Origin of the sequence: Burkholderia sp. MS389, assembly GCF_016899425.1 — a bacterium.
Lineage (GTDB): Bacteria > Pseudomonadota > Gammaproteobacteria > Burkholderiales > Burkholderiaceae > Burkholderia > Burkholderia sola.
The window spans coordinates 642,257-658,820 of the sequence record NZ_CP045995.1 but is presented as its reverse complement, the minus strand read 5'-3'; the positions used below and the strand labels follow the sequence as shown (position 1 = coordinate 658,820).

10 protein-coding genes are annotated in these 16,564 nt (G+C 66.1%); 5 read left to right on the top strand and 5 right to left on the bottom strand.

All coding sequences use genetic code 11. From position 1 onward, the window contains the following. The first annotated feature begins 21 nt into the window (after nt 1-21). Genes nirB through GJG85_RS19395 form a run of 3 tightly spaced genes read left to right on the top strand, consistent with a single transcriptional unit; the run spans nt 22 to nt 7,191 of the window. Nucleotides 22-2,595 carry a nitrite reductase large subunit NirB gene (gene nirB / locus GJG85_RS19405; protein WP_050012745.1) on the top strand — a complete coding sequence of 858 codons (2,574 nt, stop codon included), beginning with the start codon at nt 22-24 and terminating at the stop codon, nt 2,593-2,595. A 38-nt stretch (nt 2,596-2,633) separates the two neighbouring features. Next, complete coding sequence (gene nirD / locus GJG85_RS19400) at nt 2,634-2,981, top strand: nitrite reductase small subunit NirD (RefSeq protein WP_050012744.1); 348 nt, start codon at nt 2,634-2,636, stop codon at nt 2,979-2,981. Nucleotides 2,982-2,997: 16 nt separating this feature from the next. After that, nucleotides 2,998-7,191 carry a bifunctional nitrate reductase/sulfite reductase flavoprotein subunit alpha gene (locus GJG85_RS19395; protein ID WP_204384286.1) on the top strand — a complete coding sequence of 1,398 codons (4,194 nt, stop codon included), beginning with the start codon at nt 2,998-3,000 and terminating at the stop codon, nt 7,189-7,191. A 139-nt stretch (nt 7,192-7,330) separates the two neighbouring features. On the opposite strand, the gene GJG85_RS19390 is transcribed toward GJG85_RS19395, so the two are convergent. From GJG85_RS19390 to GJG85_RS19370, 5 genes are all read right to left on the bottom strand, one after another. After that, on the bottom strand, nt 7,331-8,434 hold the full coding sequence (locus tag GJG85_RS19390; protein ID WP_089489414.1) for a type VI secretion system ImpA family N-terminal domain-containing protein: 1,104 nt from the start codon (nt 8,432-8,434) through the stop codon (nt 7,331-7,333). Continuing rightward, on the bottom strand, nt 8,431-9,504 hold the full coding sequence (gene tssG / locus GJG85_RS19385; RefSeq protein WP_089489413.1) for a type VI secretion system baseplate subunit TssG: 1,074 nt from the start codon (nt 9,502-9,504) through the stop codon (nt 8,431-8,433). Before tssG ends, GJG85_RS19390 begins: the two co-directional genes overlap by 4 nt. Next, complete coding sequence (gene tssF / locus GJG85_RS19380) at nt 9,504-11,393, bottom strand: type VI secretion system baseplate subunit TssF (RefSeq protein WP_050012740.1); 1,890 nt, start codon at nt 11,391-11,393, stop codon at nt 9,504-9,506. Before tssF ends, tssG begins: the two co-directional genes overlap by 1 nt. Before the next feature lie 32 nt (nt 11,394-11,425). Next, nucleotides 11,426-11,983 carry a type VI secretion system baseplate subunit TssE gene (tssE, locus tag GJG85_RS19375; RefSeq protein ID WP_050012739.1) on the bottom strand — a complete coding sequence of 186 codons (558 nt, stop codon included), beginning with the start codon at nt 11,981-11,983 and terminating at the stop codon, nt 11,426-11,428. Between the two features lie 133 nt (nt 11,984-12,116). Further along, a complete protein-coding gene (locus GJG85_RS19370) occupies nt 12,117-12,788 on the bottom strand; it encodes a TagK domain-containing protein (RefSeq protein WP_050012738.1) in 672 nt (223 codons plus the stop codon). A 488-nt stretch (nt 12,789-13,276) separates the two neighbouring features. Between GJG85_RS19370 and tssH the strand changes: the two genes are divergently transcribed. Both tssH and tssB read left to right on the top strand, forming a co-directional pair. Continuing rightward, on the top strand, nt 13,277-15,970 hold the full coding sequence (gene tssH, locus GJG85_RS19365; RefSeq protein ID WP_204384285.1) for a type VI secretion system ATPase TssH: 2,694 nt from the start codon (nt 13,277-13,279) through the stop codon (nt 15,968-15,970). 38 nt (nt 15,971-16,008) lie between these two features. After that, entirely contained in the window at nt 16,009-16,551 is a 543-nt protein-coding gene (gene tssB, locus GJG85_RS19360; RefSeq protein ID WP_050012736.1) for a type VI secretion system contractile sheath small subunit, read from the top strand. The last annotated feature ends 13 nt before the right edge of the window (nt 16,552-16,564 follow it).

The window sequence follows — 16,564 nt, the reverse complement described above, 5'->3', positions numbered from 1 at the left end:
TCGACCGAAGGAACCGTCATCATGAAACTCATCGTCATCGGCCACGGCATGGTCGGCCACAAGCTCCTCGAATGCGTCGCGGCGCAAGCCGGCGTGGCCGGCGCGCTGCAGGCCACCGTGCTCGGCGAGGAGCCGCGCCCGGCCTACGATCGCGTGCATCTGTCGGAATTCTTCGCCGGCAAGTCGGCGGACGAGCTGTCGCTCGTCGAACCTGGCTTCTTCGCGCGCCATCCGCAATTCGACCTGCGCCTGAACGCGCAAGTCGCATCGATCGACCGCGCCGCGCATATGGTCACGCTCGCGTCGGGCGAAACGCTCGCGTACGACAAGCTGGTACTCGCCACCGGCTCGCGTCCGTTCGTGCCGCCGGTGCCGGGCCGCGATCGCGCGGGCTGCTTCGTGTACCGGACGATCGAGGATCTCGAAGCGATGCAGGCGTGCGGCGCGCACGCGAAGCGCGGCGTCGTGATCGGCGGCGGGCTGCTCGGCCTCGAATGCGCGAAGGCGCTGCGCGACATGGGGCTTGAAACGCACGTCGTCGAATTCGCGCCGCGCCTGATGGCCGTGCAGGTCGACGACGGCGGCGGCCGGATGCTGCGCGCGAAGATCGAGGCGCTCGGCGTGACCGTGCATACCGGCAAGAACACGCTCGAAATCGTCGACGGCGACGAAGGCGCGCACCGGATGGCGTTCGCCGACGGCTCGCATCTCGATACCGACATGATCGTGTTCTCGGCCGGCATCCGTCCCCGGGACGAACTGGCCCGCGCGTGCGGGCTCGAGATCGGCCCGCGCGGCGGCATCGCGATCGACGACGCGTGCCGCACGAGCGACGCCGACATCTACGCGATCGGCGAATGCGCGGCCTGGAACGGCATGGTGTACGGCCTCGTCGCGCCCGGCTACGACATGGCGCGCGTGGTCGCGAAGCAGCTCGCGGGCGACGCGGACGAAGCGGCGGACGCCGCGTTCGCCGGCGCCGACATGAGCACCAAGCTGAAGCTGATGGGCGTCGACGTCGCGAGCATCGGCGACGCGCACGGCACGACGGCCGGCAGCCGCACCTACCAGTACGCGGACGAGCGCCGCCAGGTCTACAAGAAGCTCGTGGTGTCCGACTGCGGCAAGTTCCTGCACGGCGCGGTGATGGTCGGCGATGCGGCCGAGTACGGCACGCTGCTGCAGATGATGCTGAACCGCATCGAGTTGCCCGAGTCGCCGGAATTCCTGATCCTGCCGTCGTCGGACGGCGCGGCGAAGCCGGCGATCGGCGTCGATGCGCTGCCGGAAGGCGCGCAGATCTGCTCATGCAACAACGTGTCGAAGTCGCAGATCTGCGCGGCCGTCGCAGACGGCGCGACGAGCCTCGGCGCGCTGAAGACGTGCACGGGCGCCGGCACGTCGTGCGGCGGCTGCGTGCCGCTCGTCACGCAGATCATGAAGGCCGAGATGAAGAAGCAGGGCCTCGCGGTCAACAACCATCTGTGCGAGCACTTCCCGTATTCGCGCCAGGAGCTGTTCCACCTGATCCGCGTCGAGCGCATCACGACGTTCGACGCATTGCTGCACAAGCACGGCCGCGGGCTCGGCTGCGACGTGTGCAAGCCGGCCGTCGCGGGCATCCTCGCGTCGTGCTTCAACGAGTTCGTGCTGAAGAAGGAGCACGCGGGCCTGCAGGATTCGAACGACTACTACCTCGCGAACATTCAGCGCGACGGCACGTATTCGGTCGTGCCGCGCATGCCGGGCGGCGAAGTCACGCCGGAAGGGCTGATCGCGGTCGGCCAGGTCGCGAAAAAATATGGCCTCTACACGAAGATCACCGGCGGCCAGCGCGTCGACCTGTTCGGCGCGCGCGTCGAGCAACTGCCGTCGATCTGGGAGGAGCTGATCGCGGCCGGCTTCGAATCGGGGCACGCGTACGGCAAGGCGCTGCGCACGGTGAAGTCGTGCGTCGGGTCGACGTGGTGCCGCTACGGCGTCGACGATTCGGTCGGCCTCGCGATCGACCTGGAAAATCGCTACAAGGGGCTGCGCGCGCCGCACAAGATCAAGTTCGGCGTGTCCGGCTGCACGCGCGAGTGCGCGGAAGCGCAGGGCAAGGACGTCGGCATCATCGCGACCGAGAAGGGCTGGAACCTGTACGTGTGCGGCAACGGCGGGATGAAGCCGCGCCACGCGGAACTGCTTGCGTCCGATCTCGATCGCGACACGCTGATCCGCTATATCGACCGCTTCCTGATGTTCTACGTGCGCACGGCCGACCGGCTGCAACGCACCAGCGTGTGGCGCGACAACCTCGAAGGCGGCCTTGATTATCTGGCCGACGTCGTCGTGCACGACAAGCTCGGGATCGCGGCCGAGCTCGAAGCCGACATGCAGCACGTGGTCGACACCTACGAGTGCGAATGGAAGCGCGCCGTCACCGATCCCGACACGCGCAAGCGCTTCCGCCACTTCGTGAACAGCGACGCGCCGGATACGACCATCGAGTTCGTCGAGACGCGCGGCCAGATCCGGCCCGCGACGCCCGGCGAGCGCGGGGGCGGGAAACCCGTGTCGATTCCCGTCGTCGCCGAACCCGCAACCGTTTGACTCTGACCGACACCAGCGTCTTTTCCAAGGAGCCCATCATGAACGATCGTCTTCCGCTGTCCTGGACCCGCGTGTGCCCGCTCGACGACATCGTGCCGAACACCGGCGTATGCGCGCTCGTCAACGGCGAGCAGGTCGCCGTGTTTCACGTCGCGCATGCCGAGGAAGGCGGCGTGTTCGCGATCGACAACGTCGATCCCGTGTCGCAGGCCGCCGTGATGTCGCGCGGGCTGATCGGCAGCCTCGGCGAGCGCGTCGTCGTTGCATCGCCGTTGTACAAGCAGCACTTCGACCTGCGCACCGGCGAATGCCTGGAAGCGCCCGAGAAATCGGTGAGCGCGTATCCGTCGCGGGTCGAGGACGGCTTCGTATGGATTGCGGCCTGAGCGCCCCGGAGCACGCATGACCGCCACCCCCGTCAAGAGCGTGTGCCCGTACTGCGGCGTCGGCTGCGGGATGGTGCTGCACGTCGAGGATGGCGAAGTCGTCAAGGTGTCCGGCGACGCCGACCATCCGACCAACTTCGGGCGGCTGTGCACGAAGGGTTCGTCCGCGCACGTCGCGCTGCGCCGCTCGGGGCGGCTCGACCGTGCGTTCGTGCGCCGCGCCCGCGAGGACGACCTCGTGCCGCTGCCGGCGCGCGACGCGATCGCCGAGACCGCGCGGCGGCTGCGGGCGGTGCTCGATACGCACGGGCCCGATGCGCTGTCGTTCTACGTGTCGGGGCAGATGTCGATCGAGGCGCAATACCTCGTCAACAAGCTCGCGAAGGGCTTCGTCGGCACCAACAACATCGAGTCGAATTCGCGGCTGTGCATGGCGAGCGCGAGCACCGGCTACAAGCAGTCGCTCGGCGCGGACGGCCCGCCCGGGTCGTACGAGGATTTCGATCGCGCGAACCTGTTCTTCGTGATCGGCGCGAACATGGCCGACTGTCATCCGATCCTGTTCCTGCGGATGATGGATCGCGTGAAGGCCGGCGCGAAGCTGATCGTCGTCGATCCGCGCCGCACCGGCACCGCCGACAAGGCCGACCTGTTCCTGCAGATCCGGCCGGGCACCGATCTCGCGCTGACCAACGGGCTCTTGCATCTGCTGCATGCGAACGGGCGCACCGACGCCGCGTTCATCGATACGTACACCGAAGGCTGGGACGCGATGCCCGCGTTCCTCGCCGACTACACGCCCGAGCGCGTCGCCGAGATCACGGGGCTCGCGGAAGCCGACATCCGCACGGCCGCGCAATGGATCGGCGACGCGCAGGAATGGATGAGCTGCTGGACGATGGGGCTCAACCAGAGCACGCACGGCGTGTGGAACACCAACGCGATCTGCAACCTGCATCTCGCGACCGGCGCGATCTGCCGCCCGGGCAGCGGGCCGTTCTCGCTGACCGGCCAGCCGAACGCGATGGGGGGACGCGAGATGGGCTACATGGGGCCGGGGCTGCCGGGCCAGCGCTCGGTGGCATCCGATGACGACCGCCGCTTCGTCGAGAACCTGTGGCGCGTGCCGGCCGGCACGCTGTGCAAGGACACCGGCAACGGCACGATCGACCTGTTCGAGCGGATGGCGGCCGGCGACATCAAGGCATGCTGGATCGTCTGCACGAACCCGGTCGCGACCGTGCCGAACCGGCGCAACGTGATCGCCGGGCTGCAAGCCGCGGAGCTCGTGATCGCGCAGGATGCCTTCCTCGACACCGAGACCAACCGCTATGCGGACATCCTGCTGCCCGGCGCGCTGTGGGCCGAAGGCGACGGCGTGATGATCAATTCCGAGCGCAACATGACGCTGATGCGCGCGGCGGTCGCGCCGCCCGGCGACGCGTTGCCCGACTGGCGCATCATCGCGGAAGTCGCGCGCGCGATGGGCTTCGGCGATGCGTTCGACTATGCGTCGGCGGCCGACGTGTTCGACGAGATCGTCCGTTTCTCGAATCCGGCGACCGGCTACGACCTGCGCGGCGCGAGCCACGCGGCGCTGCGCGATGGGCCCGTACAGTGGCCGGTCGCGCCGGGCGCCGCGCGCGAGCGGCACCCGATCCGCTACCTGAACGACGGCGTGAACCAGGCGCTGCGCCCGGCAGCCGGCGGCAACGACGCGCCGCGCCTCGCGTTCCCCACGCCGTCGGGCAAGGCGCGCTTTTTTGCGCGGCCGCACGTCGATCCGGCCGAGCTGCCCGACGACATGTTCCCGATCGTGCTGAACACCGGGCGGCTGCAGCATCAGTGGCACACGATGACGAAGACGGGCAAGGTCGCGATGCTGAACAAGCTCAACCCGCGCCCGTTCGTCGAACTGCACCCGGACGATGCGAGCGCGCTCGGCATCGCCGCGAAGGACAGCGTCGAGATCCGTTCGGCGCGCGGCCGCGCGGTGCTGCCGGCCGTCGTGACCGACCGCGTGCGGCGCGGCAACTGCTTCGCGCCGATGCACTGGAACGACGTGTACGGCGACGATCTGTGCATTAACGCGGTGACGAACGACGCGATCGACGCGGAATCGCAGCAACCCGAACTGAAATACTGCGCGGTCGCGCTGACGCGCGTCGACACGGACGCGTTCGCGTCGACCGCCGACGACACGGCGCGCACCGACGCACGCGAGGACGATGCACCGCCCGCGCCCGTGCCCGCGATAGCGCCGATCACGGCCTCACAGGAATCCGACATGGCAGACATCGACACTTTCGCGGCCGCGCTCGGCGTCGCCGATTTCGCGCCGCCGCCGCTGACCGACACCGAGCGGCTGTACGTGGCCGGCCTCGTCAGCGGGTTGAAGGCGAGTGCCGGCCGTCGCGAAGGCAGCGTGCCCGTGCTGCCGGCCGGCGCGCCGTTGACGCCGCCCGTGCGGTTCTGGCTCGACGGCATGCTCGCGGGGCTGTTCAGCCGCTCGCTGCCCGCGCACGCCGCGGAGCGTGCCGCGCCCGCGCTGCCGCCCGACGCTGCGGCGGCCGGCGGCGTGCGCATCGTGCGCCCGCGCCCGAAGGTCACGTTGTTGTGGGCGTCGCAGACCGGCAACATCGAATCGTTGACCGACGATTACGCGACCAAGCTGATGAACGCGGGCTTCGAGATCCGCACCGCGTGCATGTCCGACTATCCGGTCGCGTCGCTGGCCGGCGCGCAATACGTGCTGCTGATGACGAGCACGTTCGGCGACGGCGATGCGCCCGACAACGGCAGCGAGTTCTGGGACGCGTTGCAGGGCGGCAGCGCCGCGCGCCTCGACGGCGTGCATTTCGCGGTGCTCGCGTTCGGCGACCGCAACTACGACCAGTTCTGCGGCCACGGCCGCCGGCTCGACGCGCGGCTCGCGGAACTCGGCGCGGCGCGCCTGTGCGCGCGCGTCGATTGCGACGTCGAATTCCAGCACGATGCCGATCAATGGCTCGAGCGCGTCGTCGCGCGGATCAAGGAGGCCGATGCCGCGCTGCACGCGGTGCCGGCCGGTGGATTGAGCCCGTCGGGGCTGCTGCCGACGAAAGCGCATCCGGCGCCGTCGAAACTCGTCGCGAACCTGCGGCTGAACCGGCCGGGCGCCGCGAAGGACACGCGCTACGTGTCGCTGTCGACCCAGGGCGCGAACCTCGAATACGAAACCGGCGATGCGCTCGGCGTGTGGCCGACCAACTGCCCGGAGCTGGTCGACGAACTGCTGTCCGTCACCGCGCTGAAGGCCGATGCACCCGTGTCGGTGCCGGGCGTCGGCGATATCCGGCTCGGCGACGCGCTCGCGCGCCACTTCGACATCACGCGCCCGCATCCGGACACGCTGGCCTTCATCGCGTCGCGCAGCGCGAACGGCGCGCTGAAGTCGCTGCTCGGCGACGATCGCAAGGCCGACCTCAAGCAATGGTTGTGGGGGCAACAGCTTGCGGACGTGCTGCACGAATACCCGGTCGAGCTGTCGGGCGCGGAGCTGGTCGGCATGCTCAAGCGCATGCAGCCGCGCCTGTATTCGATCGCGTCGAGCCCGAGCGCGCACGCGGGCGAGATTCACCTGACCGTGTCGGCCGTGCGCTATCACAACGGCCGGCGCGCGCGCAAAGGCGTCGCGTCGACGTTCCTCGCCGATCGCGCGGACGACAGCCGCGTGCCCGTGTTCGTGCAGAAGTCCGCGCATTTCCGGCCGCCGGTGAACGGCGACGTGCCGATCGTGATGGTTGGTCCCGGCACCGGCGTCGCGCCGTTCCGCGGCTTCCTGCACGAGCGGCAGGCGCGCGGCGCGCGCGGGCGCAACTGGCTGTTCTTCGGCGAGCAGCACGCGCAGACCGACTTCTACTACGGCGACGAGCTGAGCGCGATGCGCGACAGCGGGTTCCTCACGCGGCTCGATCTCGCGTTCTCGCGCGACCAGGCCGACAAGGTCTACGTGCAGGACCGGATGCGCGAGCAGGGCGCCGAGCTGTTCGCATGGCTGGAGGAAGGCGCGCACTTCTACGTGTGCGGCGACGCCGCGCGGATGGCGAAGGACGTCGATACGGCGCTGAAGGCGATCGTCGCCACGCACGGCGGCATGTCGGACGAAGCCGCGAACGACTACGTCGCGCGGCTTTCGAAGGCACGGCGCTATATGCGGGACGTGTATTGACCGGGCGAGCGACGGGCGTCTTGGGGCGCTTGCCGCTCCGCCGTCAGCTTGGAAACGCTAACCACATGAATGGCGGGGCGATTAATCCGTCGCGCGCTCGATGAGCCTATACGATGTTTCGCTGACGAGGAGGCCATGGTCATGAACCGCTGGTTTCTTCCCACTGCGCCAGAAGCTCGGCCGGAATTGCCGTGACGACCTCAGCGTAAGGCTTGCCGACGAACCGCTCCGCACGCTTGAGCAATACGGGAATCGGGCTGCTGGGTTCGTGGGTCTCGAACCATGTTCGCGCCGTACGAATCAGAGTGAGCGCGGCCTGGCGGTCTGCGGGTGAGGATGTCGGTCGGGCCGTGATGTGGTCGTTGGCAGCAACCGTTTTGTCATTCGCCGGTTCTAGTTGCACCGACGCATCGCTCTCTGAGGATGCGTCGTGGACTAGAGCAGGATCGGGGGCTTCTTCCATCTGTTCGGGGGTGTTCGCCGACACCGTGACACTCAGCTTGCCGAGCAGCCGAGTGAGTGACGCCAGATCGGGCAGATATCCTTCGAGATGACGGGCGCACCACGCATCGACTGCAGCGAGATGCGCAATCGCATCATCGAAACCCGTCATCACCTCTGGCTGCACCGCGCGCACATCCAGCAACTGCTGCGTAACGGACTCGGGCGCGAGCGCATCGGCGGGGCGAGGGTGCGCAAAAGCACGCTCGACATCGCGCACCTGCAGTCGCGCCAGCGTCGACTTCGAAAGCACGATCTCGCGCACGTCTGCGAGCAGTCCTTCCGGATCGGCGAGGGCCTGTATCGCATTCATCCGCACTTCACTTGCGGCGCCGTGCCCACCGTCGATATCGGGCTGGGGATGGACGTGTTCGGCAAATGCATCGAGCCACGCGGCCAGCAGTTTCGTGCCATCCGCGAGACCTGCGGCACCGGCGAGCCGCGTGCGACACCGCGTATATAGCACGGCGACCCGAATGTCTTTCGTCCGCACCATGAGCCGTCGGCAGTCGCGCTCGAGCTCGCTCCAGTTGATGGGATCGGGTGCGCCGACGAACGCGCCGTACTGCACATCCTGCCTGGGTGCCGCACGCGCGAACAGCACGACGAAATCGTGGTCGTATTCGAGGTCGGGGCCGCAGGGCATGGAATCGCTCACGGGCGCGAGCCAGTCGTGATGCGGCGTGTCCTTCGCGGTACCTTGACCGGATACGGACCGTCGGGTTGATTGCTTTTTGCTCATGGTCGATTGTCGGATTCAGCCGTGCGCCGTTCGAAATGCCGTACGTAACGCTCGGGCTCGAACCGCATGCCGGTAATCGGCCGGTCGGGGTTCGGGCGGCCAAGCCACCCGGACCATCCGATGCGTTGGCGGCCGCCCATCACGGCCGGCGGCGCGCTTTCGGGCTTGATGCGCAGTTCAAGTTCCCATTCCAGTTCGTAGCCGACGAATGCCCGCACCCATTCGACGAGGCGCGGCAGATCCTCGCCCTGCGGTGTGAAGCGCAAATACGCGTCGAGATCGATGGGGCCGATCACGATGCGGAACCGGTGCTGACGGTCCGGTGCCACTCGACCGAGCATCGCGGCTTGCCCCATCGTCGCGGCGGGACCAGGCCGGCCCATGCGTCCCTGATCGGCCGGATCGATTGCGATCCAGTGGAACACGTGCTCGTCGATCGCGACCGGCACGCCGAAGTAGTGCTCGAGTGTGGCGCGCAGGCCGTCCGCGTCGCGCGACTCGCGGACGAGATGCGCGGACGCCGCCAATCGCGCGTGCGAGGGCAGGGGGCGCCGCGCGATTTCCGCGGTGTCGTGGCCCGTGAGGCTCGCAATGTAGAACGAAAACCGCTCGTCGTCTTTCCGGTCGAGGCCGGCTGTCGACTGTGCCGATGCCCACGCACGATAGAACAGCGTCAGGAACCGGTGATGGAAGATGTCGAAGAAGTCGACCGTCGTCGTGTCGCGACGGCTCTCTTCGCGTTCACGCGCCCATTCGGTCACATGGATCGGCAGGGGCCCGTTCGGACCGAGCATGCCGAGACCGAAGAGCCGTACCTTGAGCCGTCCCGCCGCTTCCTGGACGCTGGCGATTTCGCGCGGCGCGAAAGCGAGACTCGGTTGTTGTCCGAGCCGGAACGGCTCCGACCGTGGTCGGCGGGCAGTGCCGACGGGGTCGACCGCGGGATTCGCGCCGATGCGCCGCAGCAGTGACAGGAACCCGAAGCGCCACGGCTCCATTTGAAGACTCTCCAGCAGGTCGGGCGAGAGCGTGCTGTCGCGCACGAGCGCCGGCAAGGTAGCGCGTTCCATCACAGCACTCCGCGGGTCCCGGTGCGCACGGGCCAGCGTGCGATACGGCCGCGCTGCATCGAATGCAATTCGGTCTGCGTGAAGCTGTTGATCGATACATGCCGCGCCAGCCAGTGCTCGAGAATCGTACCGAACAGATAGGGGCTCACACCGGAGAAACCGGTCTCGTCGACCGTGACCGCACACTCGATGCCACGCCCGAACGTCATTGGGCCGGTGCCCGGCAGCTTGCGCGTGACCGCGCGAGTATTGACGCCGACGAGGCTTTCGATCTGCCGCAGCTGTTCATCGTTGTCGTTCGACACGGTCAGGCGCAGCAGGTCACGTATTCCCTGCCCCCCGTCACGATGATCGAGACCTTCGAGCGGCAGGTAGTTGAAGTTGAGCTGGCGGATCAGGCGCCACGCCATTTCTCGTTCCGCATACGGCGCTTTCGGCGGACTCGGCGGGCGAATGAGGCCAATACTTTCGACTGGCGTGGACGCGTCGGTTGTGAGGTCGCGCACGCCATTGCGCGGCACGAGCGTGGCGAGATCGCGGTTCGTCAGCAGCGCGGCGACCGACAGAAAACGAATGTTCTCGCCATAAGGCGCCTCGTTCTGATCGACCAGCGAGAGAAACACTTCGGTGCCGACATAGGGCGTCCGTGTGCCGTAACGGCGCGCTGAATCCGACACGATCCGTCGTTCGCGCCGTGTCGAGAAATACCGGCCGTGATTGCCTTCGTCGTTGTTCAGCGTCTGATAGAGCGGACGGAATTCCAGTTCGTTCGAGGTTGCAGCGACCTGTCCATGCACGGTCTCGACCGAGAACACTTCGTAATCGAGCGGTGCGAGCCGGGCGGGCACCAGATGAGACTCGGTCTCGCGGGGAGAAATCTCGATGCGGTCGGTATGCCGTTTGAAGAGATTGATGACTGGCGTGCAGAACAGCGCGAAGCGCGACGCGTCGACGAGGTTCGTGAGCAGGCCCGGCGCTCGGTCGAGCAGCACGACGATTTCGACCTCGCGACCGTTCACGCGAGACAGCCCTTGCGCCAGACCGTTGAGTGCGAAGAACCAGAATCGTGCGGGGCACGCGAAGTATTCGTGCAGCAGGTTATGGCCGTGAAACTTCGTCCAGGTCAGTGGCAGCAAGTTCTGATCGGTGCGCAAGCCCTCGTGTTCGATCGCGCCGTGCGTCACGGCGGCGGGAGCGCCCCCCGGTGCGCCGAACTTGCCCGGCGCGGCAATCACGGACGCGACGCCGGCGACGTGCAGCAGCTCGAACAGGTGAGAGGCGACCTGTTCGTCGCCGGCCAGATACACGGGCAGCCGATCGAGCCCCTTCAGATCGGCGATGAGCATGTCGCTTGTCGTCGCCAGCCGCAGGCGCAATGCGCCGCGCACCTGTCGGTCGGGTGGAACATAGCGGTCGAGCGCCGGGATGTCGGGCGGAATGCCCGTCAGGCGCGCATCGGTGATCGTGAGCGGCCAGAGCGTGACGTCCTGGCCACTCGTAAACTGGCAGGCGGTTTTTTCGCCATCGGGAATCCGCGCCTTGAACGACGTGCCGCGCGCGATACGGTAGCCTGCGGCCAGATTGCCTTCGGCTTGGCCGGGATACAGGCGCGCGACCGCGATCGACGGCGTGGGCGCGACGTAATTCGGGTAGATCACTTCCAGTAGCCGCCCGGTGAAGCGCGGAAACTCCGCATCGAGCTTGAGCTGCATGCGCGCGGCCATGAAGCAGAACGACTCGATCAGGCGCTCGACGTAGGGGTCTGCCACTTCGCCGGCCTGCATGCCGAGCCGGCGCGCGATTTTCGGATGCGCCTGTGCGAACTCGGTGGCGAGTTCGCGCATGTAGACAAGTTCCTGGTTGTAATAGTCGAGTAGCCGCGGGTCCATAGGAAAGGTCTCGTTGTGTCGTTGTGCCGTGCCTACCCGGCGCGCATGCCGGTGATCTGGATCTCGCTCGTCTCGAGATCGAGCGAGCTCTGCACCATGAATTCGAGCGGATACGGGTCCATGTGAACCAGGCCGCGCACGTCGAACGCGAGCACATTGTGATGACCGCTGGCGTCGTCACCTTGACGGGGCGACACCACCAGCGAATCGGCGATCAGCCGCGGCTCGAAATCGGTGATGGCCCGCCGGATCATCTGCTCGATGTCGTTCCATTGGCGCGACGCGAGAAAAGTGCCGGCGAGCGGCGGCACGCCGAAATTGACGGTGGACGCGGCCGCCTGCGGATAGTGCGCGCGCTCGATCTGGTCTTCGATGCTCGTCGTGTTCAGCAGATAGGCGAGATCGCGCTGGACGATATCGCGCATCTGCTTGCGCGTGACGGCGTATTCTTCGGGCGCTTCGACGAGTCGAAGCGGTGCGTCGTCCCGCAGCCGGTCCAGCAGGGTCGGCATCAGGTGCGCGTTTGCCTGCCTCGGTGGGCGGGGAACGGCCGAGTTGCCCCGCACTGGACGCTGTTTGCGCTCGGTCATCGACCGATTCTCCGGTAGTGGTGGCCGCCACACACGAGCCAAATTACGCGCGGGCCAGCTCGAAGAGACCGAAATCCCCGCGATTCGTTGTTCGGGGCGTGACTGGACGGCTCTGCGGCTGCAAATGGCATCTTCATGCTTCGCTCTCGCGTACAGGCGCGGACAGCGGGCTGTCGACCGACAGCGCGTGATGCTCACGCCGGGTGAGCGCGGGCGGCAGAGGCGGTGCGCGGTGCGCTTGCGCCGCATGGAATTCGGCCGGCGCAAAGAGGCGTAACACTTCCGGAACGGATTCGACTTCCAGATCGGGCATCAAACTCTGCTCCAGCTGTCCGAACGCGTCCTCGAGATTGTGTTTGCCAGATAGCAGCACTTCAATGGAACCAGCGCTGGCTGGATTTGCCGGTGTCAGCTGTACGTCGTGCAAATCGGGCATCACTGACGCGACAGGCGTCGCAGGGGAGTCGAGCTGTTCGCGCCATGAGTCGGACAGGGCGGTGTGCGGGTCCGTTAGCGCGCGCCAGTACTGCGCGTGAAGCGTTTCGACGAGGTCGTCGGTGCGTTCAGGGGCCGGCGTCGCAAGCGATCCGCCGCCGAGCTTCTCGCGGACGCCGTTTCCGCTGATACCGTGGCTGCCAATCAGATCAAGGATCGACTGACCGCGGCCAGCGAGACCCGACGATTCGAACGGGAGTGCGGCTGCGCCGTCCTCCTGCTTGTCGGGACCGCGCGGCGCGTTACGCAACTCGGGCTCGGCAAGCGAGGTGTCGAGTCGACGGTGCCACGGCAAGCGGAATGAGCGCATGGAAGAGTCAGTGATGGCGGATTGCGCATTTTACTCATGGATGTACGTAATTGGACGATTTTAAATGGGCCGATCGATTTGAAAATATTATCGAGATGAAATCTCCAAATAATAAATTCATGTGATGCATGGATTGCGCACGGCGAATATTGGGATGGTTGGGGTTGGCGGGTGATTGTAAAAAATTTCGTTCACGTTTAATTTCGTATTTTATCAATTTAATCAATTGGTTAGTAGGTTTGTCATGTGGGTGGTTGCCTCTCTCGTTCGGTACGTGGGACGAACGCGGAATATCTTTGATTGGCTGGGTGCTTGCCCGTTTGAGTGGATTGACGGCGGAGAAAGTTAATTGAAATAATGTTCAGCCTGAGATGCTTGCACATTATTTATGTGGGAAGTGCGGCAGCAGGCCAATGCCGCATGAACAGGATTCCTGATCGTTCCGGCCAGAGCCGGGAAAATATCGAATCAACAACAAGAAGGTTCGCATGACGATTTCACGCCAGGCGCTGTTCGGCAAGCTCGGGGTTCAGCTCTACCGCAGCATCGAATCGGCGACACGGTTCTGCAAGCTGCGCGGCAATCCGTACGTGGAGCTCGTCCACTGGTTGCATCAGCTCCTGCAGCAACCCGATAGTGACCTGCATCGCATCGTGCGGCATGCTGGCATCGATCGCGACGCACTGGATCGGGATTTCGCAACCGCGTTGGCCGCGCTGCCGGCCGGTGCCAGTTCGATCGGCGATTTCTCGTGGCACATCGAGACGGCGATCGAACGCGCGTGGGTGCTCGCGACGCTGAGTCATGGCGATCGCCGCGTGCGCGGTGCGTGGCTCGTCGCTGCGCTTGTTTCGACGCCCGAGTTGAGGCGCGTTCTGCTGTCAGTCTCCCCCGCGTTCGGCAAGATTCCTGTCGACGGGCTGGGCGACAAATTGCCCGCATGGATCGACGGCTCGCCGGAAGCCGCCGATGTGCCATACGATCACAGCGACTTTTCGGCGGCAACGCCGGGCGAAGCGTCCGGTGCAATTCCGGTCGTATCGAAGGGCGGTTCGCTCGACCAGTACTGCGCAGACCTGACAGCGCGCGCTCGCGCGGGCGAGATCGATCCGGTCATCGGCCGTGAACTCGAGATTCGCACGATGATCGACGTTCTGTTGCGCCGTCGGCAGAACAACCCGCTGATAACGGGGGAGGCCGGCGTCGGCAAGACGGCCGTCGTGGAAGGGCTTGCCCGGGCAATTGCATCGGGCGATGTGCCGCCGAAGCTGGCCGACGTGCGACTGCTGTCGCTCGACGTTGGCGCATTGCTCGCTGGCGCCAGCATGAAAGGGGAGTTCGAAGCGCGCCTCAAAGGGCTGCTCGAAGCCGCTGCAAAATCCCCGGCGCCGGTGATCCTCTTCATCGACGAGATTCACACGCTGATCGGCGCGGGCGGTCAGGCGGGTACGGGCGATGCCGCCAATCTGCTGAAGCCCGCGCTTGCGCGTGGCACGATCCGTACGATCGGCGCGACGACCTGGGCGGAGTACAAACGCCACATCGAGAAAGATCCGGCGCTTACCCGACGCTTCCAGGTGCTGCAGGTCGCGGAGCCGTCCGAGGCTGCCGCGGTCGATATGGTACGCGGGCTCGTGCAAACGTTTTCGCGGCATCATGGTGTCGTGGTGCTCGACGAAGCGATCCGCGCGGCGGTGACGCTCTCGCACCGTTACATTCCGTCGCGTCAGCTGCCGGACAAGGCCATCAGCCTGCTTGACACCGCCTGCGCGCGTGTGTCGCTGTCGCAGCATGCTGCGCCGCGTGAACTGGACGATGTGCGCCAGCGCTTCGCGGCCGCACGTGCCGAGGAAGCGTTGCTGGTGCAGGAAGCCCGTATCGGCCTGGATACCGACAGGGCGCTGACGGCCGTGCGCGCGCGCATCGATACGTTGGCGAGCGAAGAGTCGGCAATCGAACATCGCTGGCGCGCTCAGGCGGCTGCCGCACAGGCGCTGCTCGCCGCACGCGAAGCCATTGAACCCCACGACGGCGAAACCCCGCAGGACGATGCGGCAGCGCTTCCGAAGCTGCGCGAACTCGAACGCGCGCTCGCGGCGCTGCAAGACGATGCGCCGCTCGTCTTTCCCGAAGTCGACGAGGCGATCGTCGCGGCAATCGTGTCCGACTGGACCGGCATCCCTGTCGGCCGGATGTTGACCGACGAGGTCGCCGCGGTGCGCACGTTGCCCGACACGCTCGAGGCACGCGTGATCGGCCAGGCCGATGCGCTGCGTCAAATTGGCGAACGTGTGCAGACTGCACGCGCAGGTCTCACGGATCCGAAGAAACCACTCGGGGTGTTTCTGCTCGCCGGCCCCTCTGGCGTCGGCAAGACGGAAACCGCGCTGGCGCTCGCCGAAGCGCTGTACGGTGGTGAACAGAATCTGATCACGATCAACATGAGCGAGTATCAGGAGGCACACACCGTCTCGGGCCTGAAGGGCGCGCCCCCGGGTTATGTCGGCTACGGCGAGGGCGGAGTGCTGACCGAGGCGGTGCGCCGCCGTCCGTATTCGGTGGTACTGCTCGACGAGATCGAGAAGGCCCACCACGACGTGCACGAGATGTTCTTCCAGGTATTCGACAAGGGCTACATGGAAGACGGCGACGGCCGCTATATCGATTTCCGCAATACGACGATCCTGCTCACGAGCAACGTCGGTTCCGAACTGAGCACGAGTCTTTGCGCCGATCCGTCGCTTGCGCCGGATCAGGACGGCCTGCGGGCAGCACTGACGCCTGAACTCCTGAACACATTCCCGGCGGCATTCCTCGGGCGCGTGACCGTCGTGCCCTACCGGCCACTTGCCGACGGTGCGCTCGCCAGCATCGTCCGCCTGCATCTGGGCCGGGTCGTCAAGCGTATGGCCGACGGCCATGAAATCGCGCTGACGTACGACGACGCGGTCGTCGATTACATCGTCGACCGCTGTCTCGTGCAGGAAACCGGCGCACGCGTGTTGATCGGATTCATCGAGCAGTACGTGCTGCCCCGCTTGTCGTCGCTGTGGCTCGAGGCCTTCGAGGCGAAGCAGACCCTGTCGCGTATTTCGATCGGCGTGGTCGATCCGTCCGGCGCACCGGGGCAGGCCCTCGCGTTCGACGCTACCGCCCTTCATTCAGACGAGCCGGTTCGCTGAGCTCGCCGTCCCACCACCACTGTTCAGGAGTTTCATTCATGGCCGCTTCCAGCAGTTCGCAGAAATTCATTGCGCGCAACCGTGCGCCGCGTGTGCAAATCGAGTACGACGTCGAGGTCTACGGCTCGGAGAAGAAGGTCGAGCTGCCGTTCGTGATGGGCGTGCTCGCCGATCTGTCGGGCAAGCATCCGGCCGAGCCGCTGCCGGCGGTATCGGACCGGCGCTTTCTCGAAATCGACATCGACAATTTCGACGAGCGCATGAAGGCGATCCGGCCGCGTGTCGCGTTCGCCGTGCCGAATACGCTGACGGGCGACGGGCAGATGATGGTCGACATGACCTTCGAGAGCATGGAGGATTTTTCGCCTGCCGCGATCGCGCGCAAGGTCGAGCCGCTGCGCCAACTGCTTCAAGCGCGCACGCAGCTCGCCAATCTGCAGACCTACATGGACGGCAAGTCGGGTGCCGAGGCGCTCGTCACGCAGCTGCTTCAGGACCCGGCGCTGCTCAAGTCGCTGGCCGCGGCGCCGAAGCCCGAGCGCCATGCGGACGAAACCGCCGCACAAGACGGCGCGAACTGACCGACGAACCGAT

What these genes read in the sequence shown, in the direction of transcription:
- tssH (WP_204384285.1), top strand. Translation starts at nt 13,277, where the DNA reads ATGACGATTTCACGCCAGGCGCTGTTCGGCAAGCTCGGGGTTCAGCTC.
- tssE (WP_050012739.1), bottom strand. Translation starts at nt 11,983, where the DNA reads ATGACCGAGCGCAAACAGCGTCCAGTGCGGGGCAACTCGGCCGTTCCC.
- tssB (WP_050012736.1), top strand. Translation starts at nt 16,009, where the DNA reads ATGGCCGCTTCCAGCAGTTCGCAGAAATTCATTGCGCGCAACCGTGCG.
- tssF (WP_050012740.1), bottom strand. Translation starts at nt 11,393, where the DNA reads ATGGACCCGCGGCTACTCGACTATTACAACCAGGAACTTGTCTACATG.
- GJG85_RS19395 (WP_204384286.1), top strand. Translation starts at nt 2,998, where the DNA reads ATGACCGCCACCCCCGTCAAGAGCGTGTGCCCGTACTGCGGCGTCGGC.
- nirD (WP_050012744.1), top strand. Translation starts at nt 2,634, where the DNA reads ATGAACGATCGTCTTCCGCTGTCCTGGACCCGCGTGTGCCCGCTCGAC.
- nirB (WP_050012745.1), top strand. Translation starts at nt 22, where the DNA reads ATGAAACTCATCGTCATCGGCCACGGCATGGTCGGCCACAAGCTCCTC.
- tssG (WP_089489413.1), bottom strand. Translation starts at nt 9,504, where the DNA reads ATGGAACGCGCTACCTTGCCGGCGCTCGTGCGCGACAGCACGCTCTCG.
- GJG85_RS19390 (WP_089489414.1), bottom strand. Translation starts at nt 8,434, where the DNA reads ATGAGCAAAAAGCAATCAACCCGACGGTCCGTATCCGGTCAAGGTACC.
- GJG85_RS19370 (WP_050012738.1), bottom strand. Translation starts at nt 12,788, where the DNA reads ATGCGCTCATTCCGCTTGCCGTGGCACCGTCGACTCGACACCTCGCTT.